General features: G+C 49.3%; 11 protein-coding genes and 1 riboswitch. Of the genes, 10 read left to right on the top strand and 1 reads right to left on the bottom strand.

Annotation, left to right across the window (positions count from 1 at the left end; genetic code table 11):
* Positions 1-227: 227 nt before the first annotated feature.
* The 3 genes from AC5FX6_RS04570 (at position 228) to AC5FX6_RS04560 (ending at position 5,738) form a co-directional block, all read left to right on the top strand.
* Positions 228-2,849, top strand: a complete 2,622-nt coding sequence (locus AC5FX6_RS04570; protein ID WP_493595840.1) for a DUF5686 and carboxypeptidase regulatory-like domain-containing protein — start codon at positions 228-230, stop codon at positions 2,847-2,849.
* Between the two features lie 48 nt (positions 2,850-2,897).
* A riboswitch (Fluoride riboswitch) is annotated at positions 2,898-2,967 on the top strand.
* 45 nt (positions 2,968-3,012) lie between these two features.
* Positions 3,013-4,356, top strand: a complete 1,344-nt coding sequence (locus AC5FX6_RS04565; RefSeq protein WP_493595839.1) for a voltage-gated chloride channel family protein — start codon at positions 3,013-3,015, stop codon at positions 4,354-4,356.
* A 197-nt stretch (positions 4,357-4,553) separates the two neighbouring features.
* Positions 4,554-5,738, top strand: coding sequence for an aspartyl protease family protein (locus tag AC5FX6_RS04560; RefSeq protein ID WP_493595838.1), 1,185 nt, complete (start codon positions 4,554-4,556; stop codon positions 5,736-5,738).
* Position 5,739: 1 nt separating this feature from the next.
* Here the strand turns inward: AC5FX6_RS04560 and AC5FX6_RS04555 are convergent, their stop codons facing one another.
* On the bottom strand, positions 5,740-6,018 hold the full coding sequence (locus AC5FX6_RS04555; RefSeq protein ID WP_493595837.1) for a hypothetical protein: 279 nt from the start codon (positions 6,016-6,018) through the stop codon (positions 5,740-5,742).
* Between the two features lie 547 nt (positions 6,019-6,565).
* On the opposite strand from AC5FX6_RS04555, the gene AC5FX6_RS04550 reads away from it, so the two are divergent.
* The 7 genes from AC5FX6_RS04550 to AC5FX6_RS04520 all read left to right on the top strand — a co-directional run bounded on the left by AC5FX6_RS04550 (position 6,566) and on the right by AC5FX6_RS04520 (position 13,937).
* A complete protein-coding gene (locus AC5FX6_RS04550) occupies positions 6,566-7,234 on the top strand; it encodes a GNAT family N-acetyltransferase (protein ID WP_493595836.1) in 669 nt (222 codons plus the stop codon).
* A gap of 7 nt (positions 7,235-7,241) precedes the next feature.
* Entirely contained in the window at positions 7,242-8,438 is a 1,197-nt protein-coding gene (locus AC5FX6_RS04545) for an argininosuccinate synthase (protein WP_493595835.1), read from the top strand.
* The gene (argC, locus tag AC5FX6_RS04540) at positions 8,438-9,439 is read left to right on the top strand and encodes an N-acetyl-gamma-glutamyl-phosphate reductase (RefSeq protein ID WP_493595834.1); all 1,002 of its coding nucleotides are present in this window, start codon (positions 8,438-8,440) and stop codon (positions 9,437-9,439) included. The genes AC5FX6_RS04545 and argC overlap by 1 nt, the downstream gene beginning before the upstream one ends.
* A 304-nt stretch (positions 9,440-9,743) precedes the next feature.
* A complete protein-coding gene (locus tag AC5FX6_RS04535; RefSeq protein WP_493595833.1) occupies positions 9,744-10,892 on the top strand; it encodes an aspartate aminotransferase family protein in 1,149 nt (382 codons plus the stop codon).
* Positions 10,892-11,842, top strand: a complete 951-nt coding sequence (locus tag AC5FX6_RS04530; protein ID WP_493595832.1) for a Rossmann-fold NAD(P)-binding domain-containing protein — start codon at positions 10,892-10,894, stop codon at positions 11,840-11,842. The genes AC5FX6_RS04535 and AC5FX6_RS04530 overlap by 1 nt, the downstream gene beginning before the upstream one ends.
* Before the next feature lie 246 nt (positions 11,843-12,088).
* Entirely contained in the window at positions 12,089-12,880 is a 792-nt protein-coding gene (argB, locus tag AC5FX6_RS04525) for an acetylglutamate kinase (RefSeq protein WP_493595831.1), read from the top strand.
* A complete protein-coding gene (locus tag AC5FX6_RS04520) occupies positions 12,873-13,937 on the top strand; it encodes a M20 family metallo-hydrolase (protein ID WP_493595830.1) in 1,065 nt (354 codons plus the stop codon). The genes argB and AC5FX6_RS04520 overlap by 8 nt, the downstream gene beginning before the upstream one ends.
* Positions 13,938-14,109: the final 172 nt, after the last annotated feature.

Here is a 14,109-nt window from a genome sequence, read left to right as displayed (position 1 = left end):
GAAATAACATGCAACCGATTAAGGTAAAATTGCATCATAGCTATATATTGCAGGTATTATACGAGTGCTTGCTAATCTACCTTTAACCCTTTTTATGAAAACTAACTTACCGTCCTTTCCCTGCATGATGCACCCGCCTACCTCTGGGGACCCGCAACCAGGTTACAGTTTAATATGCTAGTTTTCTGACTGTTTTATCATTCCTCATCTCATTATCTGCTATTTCTATGCGTTTGCTTTCCTGTTTGCTGACCCTTGTATTGGTTCTGTTTCAAATCTCTGTTTTTGCCCAAGGTATACGCGGCAGCATCAAGAACCAGAAAGGCGAAGCACTGCCTTTTGCTTCGGTGTACATCACCAATCTCAACAACGGTTCGTCGAGTAACGCGAACGGTGAGTTTGAGATAAAGCTACCGGCCGGGAAGCACATGGTAGTTGTAAAGTACATCGGTTATGAAGCGCAGCAGGTGCAGGTGGAAATCTCTGATAGCTGGGTGCAGCGTGATTTTCGATTGGGAGAGCAGTCCTTTGCCCTGAAAGAGGTGCAGGTGAAAGGCAAAGGGGAGGACCCGGCCTATACCATCATGCGCAAGGCCATCGCCAAGAAAAAATACCACTTGCTGCAGTATGATAGCTACAAGATGAAGGTATACGTGAAAGGTACCGGTGAACTAACCAATGCGCCTTTCTTTCTGAAGAATAAACTCAAAGAGGAAGGAGTGAAGCTGAACGAGGCTTATACCGTGGAGTCGGTGAGCGAGATCAAGTTTGCGCAGCCTAACAAGTTCGAGGAAAAGGTAATATCTATCCGCACCTCAGGCGACAACAATGGCAGCATATCCCCGATGACATTTGTGAGTGCGAGCTTTTACAATGACAAAGTAGTCGAGATGGTGTCTCCGCTTTCACGCTCCGCTTTTGCCTATTACAAATTCCAGTACGAGGGCAGTTTCCAGGAAGGTAACATCGACGTCAACAAGATCAAGGTCACCCCACGATCCCGCGGCGATAATGTGTTCGAAGGCTATATTTATATCATCGAAGGCCATTGGGCCATCCACAGCCTCGACCTCAAAACCAGCATGATGGGCTTCCCGATCCAAGTGAAGCAGAACTATGCTGAAGTAGCCCCGACTGTCTGGATGCCAACCACGCATCAGTTTCATTTCTCAGGCAAAGTAATGGGTTTCGGGGGCGAGTTCCGCTACCTGGCTTCCAGCTCTGATTACCAGGTGGTACTCAATAAGAAACTGGTGGCACCAAAAGAGATCATCGACGAGAAAGTGGAAGAAGTGCCCGAGGCCATAGCCGCTATAAAGTCGAGCAGCAAAAATCCAAATCTGGAAGCCCTGGCCAATCAGGACAAACTCACACGCAAGCAATTCCGGCAGCTGATCGTAGAGCAGGAAAAGGAAGCCCTGAAAGAGCAGAAGGACCCGGAAGTAATATCAGAGCGCAGGTATACGGTAGACAAACTCGCTACCAAGCGCGACTCCGCTTACTGGGATTCCGTGCGGCCGGTACCTTTGAGTGATAAAGAACTTAAAGGTTACCAGCGCGATGACTCACTGGCGCAGATCAAGTCGGCTGAGCTGACAGGCAAAGATTCCACTAATGTTATCAAAAAGAAGAAGTTCAAACCCCTGGACCTGGTGACAGGCGGCGGTTACAGACTCTCGCCCAGAACGCGCGTGACCATTGACCCGACTTTCACAAACGTGTACTATAACACAGTGGAGGGCTGGAACGTGAACCTGAGTGGCAAGCTGCGACACCAGTACGATAGTTTGCGCCGCAGTTTCGAGGTTGCACCTACCTTCAGGTATGGCTTCGACAGCGAAACGTTCTATGCCAAAGCCCGCATGACGCATACAGTTAGGAGCAAAGGCAAGTCGCACATGATTTACCTGGATGGCGGCAAGTTCGTGGAGCAGTTCAACAGCGACAACCCGATCCATCCGCACATCAACACACTGAGCACGTTGCTTTTCCGTCGCAATTACATGAAGATCTACGAAAAAAGCTTTGTGAAAACCGGCTTCGAGTACAAGCCTTCGGTATGGTTGAAGGTGAACGGAAATGTAGAGTGGTCACAGCGCAACCAGCTTTATAACAACACCGACCGCAGTTTCTTTTACTCGGATTCTGATAGAACATTCACCAGCAGCACGCCAGACAATGTAGAGCTGGAGAGCACCGAGTTTCCGAAGCACGAAGCGCTCGTGCTGCAGGCAAACGTGAGTTACCGCCCTGTGCAGCGCTACCGAATGTACAACGGTCGCAAAATTCCTATTATGGAGAAATCGCCGGAGCTGTTGTTCATGTACCGCAAAGGGGTATCAGGTGTGCTGGGGAGTGACGTGAATTTTGATCAGGTGCAGCTGGGTATCAACCATGCGCTGGCCTTTGGGGTGCGGGGCAAGCTGGAGTTTGAGCTGCGCGGCGGCACATTCCTGAACAACCGCAGCATGTACTTCATGGACTACAACCATTTTGATGGCAACCGTACTATCCTGACCAGCATGAAGCCGGCTGGTTCCTTCCGTCTGCTCGACTACTACCAGTACAGCACCAACGGCAGCTATTTTTCAGCGCACACGCACTACCAGTTCCGTAAGTTCCTGCTCACCCAGATTCCGGAGGTACGCTTCACAGGTATAAAAGAGAATGTTTTCTTCAACTACCTCAAGACGCAGCACTCCCCGCATTACTATGAAGTAGGCTATTCGCTTGACAATGTGTTCCGCGTGTTCCGCATCGAAACAGCCGCCTCTTTCCATGACCGCAGTTTCCAGGAAGTAGGCTTCAGGGTAGGTATAGCGACGCTTTTGAAGATTAATCAGAATTAGGTGTTGTGGGGTAGGAAAAACAATTATTTCATTCTAATTCCTATATTTGCAGCTGATGGCAATGGGGTTTGCCCTGAACCGCCGGTAATTTGCTCCGGCTGATAACTCCTGAAGAAGAGGTATGGCGCTGGCTATACCTGCAGGACTGTTATCACTATACTTTATGCCAACATCATCTAAACCCAATTCTGCTTTCAAAGCTGTAATCCGAAGCATTCTCTTTTCTGGTGAACAGGGGGCGGCATCGCTCTATACCTTGAAGTGGTTTTTCATTTGTACCGTAGTGGGCTTATTGGTAGGCTCCGCCTCTGCTTTCTTTTTGTTTTCGCTTAACTGGGTGACCAATTACCGCGAAGCCAATACCTGGATCATTTACCTGCTGCCGCTCGGCGGACTTGTGATCGGTTTGCTATACCATTACTATGGCGGCCGCTCTGCCAAAGGCAACAATTTACTCCTCGAAGAAATCCACGCACCACAAGAACGTATCCCATTCCGAATGGCGCCACTGGTGCTGTTTGGTACGCTGGTCACGCATTTGTTTGGCGGCTCTGCCGGACGGGAGGGCACGGCGGTGCAGATGGGCGGCACCATTGCCGACCAGTTCACTGGTCTGTTTCGTCTGCTACCCCGCGATCGCAAGCTGCTCATCACGGCAGGTATAAGCGCTGGCTTTGCCTCCCTATTCGGTACGCCGCTGGCTGGCGCTATTTTCGGGCTGGAGGTGTTTGTGATCGGGCGAATCCGCTACGAATCGCTCTTGCCTAGCTTTCTGGCCGCCGTCATTGCCGATTATACCTGTCACCACTTGTGGGGTGTGAGTCATACAGTATATGTCATCCCTTTTGTACCGGAACTGAATGCTACAGGTATAGCCTGGGCTATTTTAGCGGGAGCTATTTTTGGTCTGGCTGGTATGGTGTTTTCAAAAGCCACTTTATTCTGGGGAACACTGTTTGGCAGGTATATCTCTTATGTACCGCTTCGGCCGGTCGTGGGAGGTGCCGTGCTGGCAGCTACCTTCTTTGCGATGGGCAGTACCCGCTACCTGGGCCTGGGTCTACCTGTTATTCAATCCGCATTCAGTGAAATATTGCCACTTTACGATTCACTTGCTAAAATTCTGTTCACCTCCTTTACCCTGGGTGCGGGTTTTAAAGGGGGAGAAGTCACACCCCTGTTTTATACAGGCGCCACTCTGGGCAATGCGCTCTCGCAGGCAATTCCTTTGCCGATGGCCCTGTTGGCAGGTATGGGGTTTGTAGCTGTCTTCTCTGGTGCAACGAACACGCCGCTCACCTGCACCGTCATGGCCATCGAACTTTTTGGGGCTGAGAGTAGTGTGTATATGGTACTGGCTTGTGTGGTGGCCTACATTTTTTCAGGGCACTCCGGCATCTACGGTTCGCAGTTAATAGGTAGTCCTAAACTGCTCACCTTTGGGCGGGAGCGTGGCCAGTCAATCTCCTCCATAACAGCACTTCGACGGCATAAGCGACGCAAGTAATGTGTATAGTATTTGAGTTTTAGCAGTACTATTTTATTGTACTGAAACAATATTATTCGGTATATACACCATCTTGTCTCAGAATCTACGTATATTATTAAGACTGATTATCTGTGTCTTATCTAGGTTTTGCCATGACAAGGTTATCTCCCTTCATCCTGCTTTGTCTTTGCTTCTGTCTATTGTTTTCTGAAGCAATGGGGCAGGCATATGCCAACGATACAGTTTTCTTCACCTCCAAGCGAAAAAGCATCACCATTCCTTTTAAACTGGTCCACAACCTGATCATCATTCCGGTGCAGATCAACGACTCAAAAACACTGAATTTCATATTGGATTCTGGTGTGAAAAACACATTGATCACCCGCTTGCATTACTCTGATTCGCTGAGTTTACATGAAGCCGGACGCATTACGATACAGGGATTAGGGACAGGGCACGAAATAGAAGCGCTTTACTCAAAAGGTAATTTTATGCGCATGCCAGGTATAATGGGGGTTAACCATGAGGTATATGTGCTGATGGAGGATATCTTTAATCTTTCGACCCGGATGGGCATGTCCATACATGGCATCATTGGGTATGATATCTTCCGGAATTTTATTGTCAAGATCAATTACAGCAACAAAACGCTCACCTTGTACCGGCCTGATCTCAAACTAAAGGTCCCGAAAAAGGGAGAAGTATATCCGCTCTACATTGAAAACACGAAAGCTTATGTGGAGGCGGATGTACGGCAGCACAATGGCGATTCCATTAAAGTGAAACTGGTGATCGATACTGGAGCCAGCCATTCGATATCGCTCTACCTGCCTACCAATGATCGGTTAAAATTACCGCCAAAAGTGATGGAAGCTTACCTGGGACGGGGGCTGAGTGGGGACATTAGCGGAAAGATCGGCCGCATCAACAGCTTCTCGCTCGGCAAATACGAACTCCAGGACCTCCCGGCCTCTTTTCCGGATGAGGAGTCGATCAAAGCTGCCTTGAACCTGGCAAACCGCAATGGAAATCTCGGGTCTGATATCCTGAAGCGCTTCACCGTTATTTTCGATTATCCAAACCGGCGTATGGTGCTCATGCCTAACCGGAAATACCGGGATCCCTTCTACTACAATATGACCGGTTTCGAAATCAGTACGCCGCTGCCTGGTGCCAATTTCTACATTGTTTCACATGTGATAGACGACTCACCCGCCAAAGCGAGCGGACTCCTTCCAGGCGATCAGCTGATCAATATTAATGGCCGGGACTGTAAAGAACTGGCCCTGGAAGAGCTATTGGAGCTATTTGACAGCAAACCAGGTCGTAAACTAAGAATGAAGCTGAAGCGCGATTCGAAACTCGTGAATGTGGAAATGGTATTACAAAGCAGGATCTGACTTATACCTGCTGCATATCTGTGTATACCTGCACTCCAAGCAGGACAACTGCCATAATGATCAAAGAAATGCCTACATAGAACCTGACCTTGGGTACTGGTGCTGCTACCATGTTGCCAGCAGCATCTGGTCTGCTGAAGCGCAAGTTAGATAAGATAAGGCCATTACCGAAACTGAGCCAGATGGCGGCCATGAGTGGATCGCGGGTCAGGAACAGGGAGGCGGTGCCTATGGCAGAGAAAAGAATGCCGATGATGACACTTAAGGATAGATTCTTCATTGCGCCGCAAGATACACAAAGCCTCGCATTTTCACAGTTGCAGCCACTTCCTAAGCAGCATTTTAAACTATGGAGGAATAGCCAAGTAACTCAAAACTTTCAAATGTTGTAACATTCTTTAAGATTGTGTAAATTTTACAATAAACTACAACCCTTTGTTGTTTAATTCGATATTATTTCCAAACCTTTGTTTTCACAAACAGGCAGCAGTCTGTTATTAATTCTGAACCGAATTCTAAAATGAAAAAAAAGCCGACTTTATCATCTGAGATGGTAAATCACCTTTCGCTGAAAGGTGCGTCTTTTTCTATCCTGTCTGCCAGGATAGTTTTGAGGGCTATTAACGCCGTGGTCCGCTACAGGCCCTAGGCCGACATGCTTCCCGATCGCCTACGTAGTGGTCATCTTTCCCCTTTTTTCGTGATTAGTGTTTGAGCACCCGAGTGGGATATGCTATTGGGCATAACCTGTTCTAGCTGTTTTTACAACGTTTTAATTTATAGCATCTGGCTCTGCGCAGGCAAGGCCCGGGTATATATTTTCCAAAATGAATCCATCACCTTTTATCATTACCGTTGCCGATGTGCAACACACAGGCTACGCGGCACAGATCTGCGACGAAATGGAGTCATCTGCCAAAGCCAGAGGGACAGGTATAGCCAAGCGTACCCCGGAGTATATCGCCCATAAAATGCTGGAAGGCAAGGCTGTTATTGCCCTGGACATGAACGGCGTTTGGGCAGGCTTCTGCTACATCGAAACCTGGAGCCATGGCAAGTATGTCGCTAACTCAGGCCTGATCGTATCGCCGGAACTGCGCAAAAGCGGATTGGCTAAACTCATCAAGCAGAAGATATTTGAACTGTCTCGCACCAAGTACCCGGATGCCAAAATCTTTGGTCTGACCACGGGTCTGGCTGTGATGAAGATCAACTCTGATCTGGGTTATCGTCCGGTTACTTACTCGGAGCTGACAGACGATGATGCCTTCTGGAGCGGTTGCAAGAGCTGCGTGAATTACGAGATTCTGGTGATGAAGAACCGCAGCAACTGCCTCTGCACCGCCATGCTTTATGATCCGGGCCGTGAGCAAAAGCCGATCGCACGCGATCAGCTACAGATCCTGACGCCGATCGATGAACCAGCTATACCTGTAGGCTACGGTACCTTTGCCCAAGGCCACACAAACCCAAACATCAACCCGACAAGCATTTAAAGATAGCATGAAAAAGAAAGTTGTTTTAGCCTTCAGCGGCGGCCTTGATACTTCTTACTGTGTAAAGTACCTGAAAGCGGAGAGAGACCTGGAAGTACACTCTGTGCTCGTGAACACTGGCGGTTTTACTAAAGAAGAATTGCAGCAGACCGAGCAGCGCGCCTATGATCTGGGCGTGGCGCAGCACACAAATCTGGACGAAACGGAGTACTACTACCAAAGCTGTATCAAGTACCTGATTTTTGGGAACGTACTGAAAAACAACACCTATCCACTGTCGGTAAGTGCTGAGCGTGTGACGCAGGCCATGGCTATTGCCCGTCATGCCAAGGCCTTAGGTGCCGATTACGTGGCCCATGGCAGCACAGGAGCCGGCAATGACCAGGTGCGCTTCGACATGATCTTTCACGTGATGATCCCGGAGATCGAAATCATCACACCGATCCGTGACATGAAACTGTCACGTGAGGAGGAGATTGAGTACCTGAAGCAGCATGGGGTTGAATACGACTTTGTGAAAGCGCAGTACTCCATCAACAAAGGCATCTGGGGAACCTCCGTAGGTGGCAAAGAAACACTGACTTCACACCAGCCGCTTCCTGAATCTGCCTACCCTACACAGCTGACCAAAGAGCAGCCGGAGCGTGTGACCCTGCATTTTGAGAAAGGTGAGCTGACAGGTATAAATGACCAAGTATATGCGAGTCCGGTGCAGGCTATTCAGGCGCTGCAAGGTATAGCCGGCCCATTTGCCATTGGCCGCGACATACACGTGGGCGACACGATCATCGGTATCAAGGGCAGAGTTGGCTTTGAGGCAGCCGCCCCGATGGTGATCATCAAGGCCCACCATACCTTGGAAAAGCACGTGCTCACCAAGTGGCAGCTTTATTGGAAAGACCAACTGGCGACATGGTACGGCAACTGGCTGCACGAAGGGCAGTTCATCGACCCGACCATGCGCAACATCGAGACTTTCCTGCAGGAAACGCAGGAGAATGTGACCGGTAAAGTGCATGTGTTGCTGGCACCATACCGCTTCCAGGTGGAAGGTATAGAGTCAGAGCATGACCTGATGTCTTCTAAGTTCGGCAGCTACGGCGAGATGAACAATGCCTGGTCAGGTGAGGATGTGAAAGGCTTCTCGAAAATTTTCGGCAACCAAGCCATGATGTACCACAAGATCAACAATACCGAACTATAATGGCCGAGACGATAAAAGCAGGTATAGTAGGCGGGGCGGGCTACGCCGGTGGCGAACTGTTACGTCTGCTTTTGCTGCACCCTAATGTAGAGCTGGCCTTTGTGCAGAGCCGCAGTCAGGCGGGCAAACCGGTATACGCCGCACACCCCGATTTGCTGGGTGAAACCGAACTGATGTTCTCTGCTGATGCGGCTATACCTGTCGATGTACTTTTTCTGTGCGCCGGTCATGGGGAGGCGGCTAAATTTCTGGCTGAAAACGACGTGCCTGCCAATACTAATATTATTGATTTGAGTCAGGATTTCCGCTGGAATGAAAATACCACCTCTGATGTGGTTGAGGCCGGAGAGAGAAGCTTTGTGTACGGTTTGCCAGAGCTGCAGCGTGAGCAGATACAGCAGGCGCAGCACATTGCCAATCCGGGCTGCTTTGCCACAGGTATACAGTTGGCTTTGCTGCCACTTGCCAAGCAAAACCAGCTGAACGCTGATGTGCACGTGAGCGGCATTACGGGCTCAACCGGAGCCGGACAGAGCCTGAGCGCAACCTCACATTTCAGCTGGCGCACTGAGAATATCTCGACCTACAAGGTGATGGAGCACCAGCACCTGCGCGAGATCAAGCGTAGTCTGCAAAGCCTACAGGGAGAAGCCCAGCCAGAGATTCACTTTGTTCCTTACCGCGGTCCATTTGCAAGAGGCATTTTTATCACGGCCTATTTGCAGACGGACCTATCGGTAGAAGAAGCCCAGGCTTTGTACAAGGACTATTACAAAGGACATCCTTTTACACTAGTCACCGACCAGAACCCAGACCTGAAACAGGTAGTGAACACGAACAAATGTGTGCTATACCTGCAGAAGCATGGACAAATGCTGGTCATCACGAGCCTGATCGATAATCTGCTGAAAGGTGCCGCCGGACAAGCTGTACAGAATATGAATCTGGTTTTCGGTCTGGAGGAAACAGCGGGATTACAGTTGAAAGCGACGGCTTTTTAAATTTTTATAGAGCGAGCTTCTTAGCTTTTGTTCTTTATAACACCCTCGCTCGCGTCCCGCGAGTGTGAGCTATCCGGCGGACTCTGGCCGCTTTTATCTGTGCCTCACGGCACAAGTGGCGGGACGCCACTAAATTACTCACACTCGCGGGACGCGAGCGAGGAGCAGAACTTAAGGGGGCTACTTTTTATAAGCACCCGTAAATTTTTTAAAAATTTAATTATCAGCAACATAACAATGCTAGCATACCCAAGAACCCTGTTTTACATCTATTTTCTAACCTCTTACATCTAATTCCATAGCCATGAACCTCTTTGATGTTTACCCGCTCTTCGATATCGAACCTGTAAGAGCCGCTGGTCTTTCTGTTTGGGACAAAGAAGGCCGCAAATACCTTGACCTGTACGGCGGACACGCTGTTATCTCCATCGGTCATTCTCACCCGCACTATGTAAAGCGCATCGCGCGTCAGCTATACGATATTGGTTTCTACTCCAACGCCGTGCAGAATCCGCTGCAGGAAGAACTGGCCGAAAAACTGGGCAAGCTCAGTGGCTACGAAGATTATAGCCTCTTTTTGTGTAACTCCGGAGCTGAAGCAAATGAAAACGCCCTGAAACTGGCCTCATTCCAGACAGGTCGCAAAAAGGTTATCTCCTTTAAGGCATCCTTCCATGGCCGCACCTCAGCTGCTGTCGCTGCCACTGATGATCCGAGCATCGTAGCGCCGATCAACCAGACCGATAATGTCATTTTCCTTCCTTTCAATGATGTGGCTGCCTTTGAAGAGGCCTTGCAGCAGCATGGACAGGAACTGGCTGCCGTGATCGTGGAAGGTATACAGGGTGTAGGAGGGGTAAACATCCCAAGTGTGGACTTTTTAAAAGCATTGGAAGCTGGCTGCAAACAGGTAGGCGCTCTGCTGATTCTGGATGAAGTGCAGTCCGGCTACGGCCGTTCCGGTAAATTCTTCGCGCACCAGCATGCTGGCATTAAACCTGACCTAATCACCATAGCCAAAGGCATGGGCAATGGTTTTCCGGTGGGCGGTGTGCTGATCAGCCCGGAAATTGATGCGCGACATGGTTTGTTGGGTACCACCTTCGGTGGCAATTATTTGGCCTGTACGGCTGCCATTGCGGTGCTGGAGGTGATTGAAAAAGAAGAGTTACTATACAATACTACCATCATGGGGCATTACCTGCGCGAGAAACTCGAAGGTATGCCAGGCGTGAAAGAAGTGCGTGCACTAGGCCTGATGATCGGTATTGAACTGCACGAGCCGTGCGCAGGTATACGCAAGCTGTTGCTCAACGAGTTTGGCATCTTCACGGGCAGTTCTTCTAATAAGAACACTTTACGATTGCTGCCGGCACTTACCATCAGCAAATCAGAAGCCGACCAGTTCCTGAAAGCATTTTCCACGATCCTTAGCAAAAAAGTAACCGCCTAATGAAGCAATTCACTTCCGTACACGATGTGCAGGACGTAGCCGCCCTGGTGAACGAAGCACTCGAACTCAAAAAGAATCCCTACGCGCATAAAGCTCTTGGTCAGGACAAAACCCTCGGACTGATCTTCATGAACCCTAGTCTGCGCACCCGCCTGAGTACCCAAAAGGCAGGGATGAACCTGGGCATGAACGTGATGGTGATGAACCTCGATAAAGAAGGCTGGGCTCTCGAAACCCGCGATGGCGTGATCATGGACGGTACCACGGTAGAGCACATCCGGGAAGCCGCTGCTGTAATGGGACAGTATTGCAACATCATCGGTATCCGCTCTTTCCCGAAGCTACAGGATAGAGAAGAGGACTACAGCGAAGACTTGCTGAACAAATTTATTGAGCTGACCGGCGTTCCGATCGTGAGTCTGGAGTCTGCCACACGACACCCACTGCAGAGTCTGGCAGATTTGGTGACGATCAAAGAGCAGGCTGCAGCTGGCAGAAAACCGAAAGTGGTATTGAGCTGGGCACCGCACATCAAGGCGATCCCACATTGTGTGGCCAATTCGTTTGCTGAGTGGATGCAGCAGGCGGATGTGGAGTTGGTGATCACCAACCCGGAAGGCTACGATCTGGCGGAGGAGTTCACAAAAGGCGCACAGGTTATGCACAATCAAGACGAAGCGCTGCAAGGTGCAGAGTTTGTTTATGTGAAGAACTGGTCAAGCTACGAGCAGTACGGACAGGTACTCACAAACGGCGAAGGCTGGATGATCACAAACGAAAAGCTAGCCCTTACAAACAACGCTAAAGTGATGCATTGCCTGCCTGTGCGCCGCGGTCTGGAACTGAGTCATGAAGTGCTGGACGGACCGAACTCACTAGTGATCGAGCAGGCAAACAACCGCCTTTATGCGGCACAAGCTGTGTTGAAGCGAATGCTGGAAGGGAAATGATTTAGTGGTTTTTGATTGAGTGGTTGAGTGATTTTGCGATATTTTAGGTGTAGGGCCAGGTCGTGACCTGTCCGAATCATGCACGAATAATATATATCCTACAATCGTATTTTGTTCGTAGTCGCCGATCACTATACCTGCGGACAGGTCGCTACCTGTCCCTACGCAATTAACGACATCGCTCGACCATTTCATTGATTCAACCTACCACCCATAAGCCCATTATTCAAATCACTCAATTACAATATGTACATCATAAAAATTGGCGGAAATGTTTTGGATAACCCGGAGCGGTTGCAGCGTTTTTTGATTGATTTCGCTGCGCTGCCCGGGCCGAAACTACTGGTGCATGGCGGCGGCAAAATTGCCTCTACGATCGGGCTGCAGCTAGGTATAGAGCCAGCTTATGTAGAGGGTCGCCGCCTGACCGACGCTGAAACACTTAAGGTGGTAACCATGGTCTATGCCGGGCTGATAAACAAAAATGTGGTAGCCCAACTGCAGGCGCTCGGCTGCAATGCCATCGGTATGACTGGTGCTGACGCCAATGCCATACCTGCCAGCAAGCGCCCTGTTAAGACAGTTGACTACGGCTTTGCAGGTGACATAGCAGATCCAGAGACTGTAAACGCAAATGCAATACAAGCGCTTTTACAGGCAGGCCTCACCCCTGTATTTGCTCCACTCACTCACGACGGTCAGGGCAGTTTGCTCAACACCAATGCCGATACCATTGCCTCGGTACTGGCGACTGCTTTGGCTCCGCACTATCCAGTAAAGCTTGTCTATTGTTTCGAGAAGAAAGGCGTGCTGGCAGATGCCGCAGATGACAATTCCGTGATAGCAAATATCGACCAGGACAGGTATAAGGAGTTGAAAGAAAAAGGCATTGTGTCTGATGGGATGATTCCGAAGCTGGATAATGCTTTTGCTGCTTTGCAACACGGGGTGAGTGCTGTTCTGATTGGAGAAGCTGAAGCCTTGCCTTCGCTTACTACTGGTTTCACAGGGACGACTATACAGTTACAGCATGGATAAGGCTCAACTATATCTGAAAGCACTTGACTTGCTTAGGCAGCTGATCGCCATACCTTCTTTCAGTAGAGAAGAAGATCAGACGGCTGAGCTTATTGAAGCTGTGTTGAAAAGCGAAGGAGTAGAAACGCACCGCAAACTCAATAATGTATGGGCATTCAACAAGCACTTTGATCCGGCTTTGCCTACACTGCTACTCAATTCGCATCATGACACCGTGAAGCCGAATACTGGCTATACCCGCGACCCTTTTGCAGCTACTACAGAGGATGGAAAACTGTACGGACTGGGCAGTAACGATGCAGGTGGTTGTTTGGTGTCGCTGTTGGCTACCTTTCTGTACTTCTATAAACAGAAGGACCTCATGTATAACCTTGTTTTTGCTGCCACAGCCGAGGAAGAAATATCAGGCAGAAATGGTCTGGAACTAATACTACCTGAACTGAGAGAACTGGAAGCCGCCATCGTTGGGGAACCGACTTTGATGCAGTTGGCTGTAGCTGAAAAAGGCCTGCTAGTGCTCGACTGCGAAGCCAAAGGTCGCTCGGGACATGCCGCCCGTGAAGAAGGCCTAAACGCCATTTACGAAGCATTACCGGATATCACCTGGTTTCAGCAGTATCGTTTTCCAAAGGTATCAGAACATCTGGGCCCAGTAAAAATGTCGGTAACCATGGTACAGGCGGGGACGCAGCACAATGTGGTGCCTGACAGCTGTAAATTTACCGTAGATGTGAGGCTGACCGATGCTTACAGCATGGAGGAAGTACTGCAGACGATCCGGCAGCATGTGAAAGCGGAAGTGAAGCCACGTTCTGAGCGTCTAAAACCTTCTTCTATACCTGTAACACATCCCTTAGTGCAGGCAGGTATAGCATTGGGTCGCAGTACATATGGTTCACCCACTACTTCAGACCAGGCCTTGCTTTCAATTCCTTCTTTAAAACTTGGCCCTGGCGACTCCGCCAGATCGCATATGGCAGATGAATACATTTACCAAAATGAAATTAAAGAAGGTATAAGCTTGTACATCGATATACTGGAGCAGGTAATTAAATAAACAAATCAATGTCATCTCAAATATGCTGGAGACGTGAGTCGAAGGGGGCGAGCATAGCTTTGAGATATCTGGATTTCGATAGTTGTATCAGATATTCACTCCAGATTTCTCACGCTGTTCGAAATGACATAAAGGAAATTCACTCATTCACTCCATCACTCATTCAAAAATT

Source organism: Pontibacter sp. LHS2 (assembly GCF_058932845.1).
Note: the sequence above shows the minus strand (reverse complement) of the source record. Positions and strands in the feature narration are given on the sequence as shown.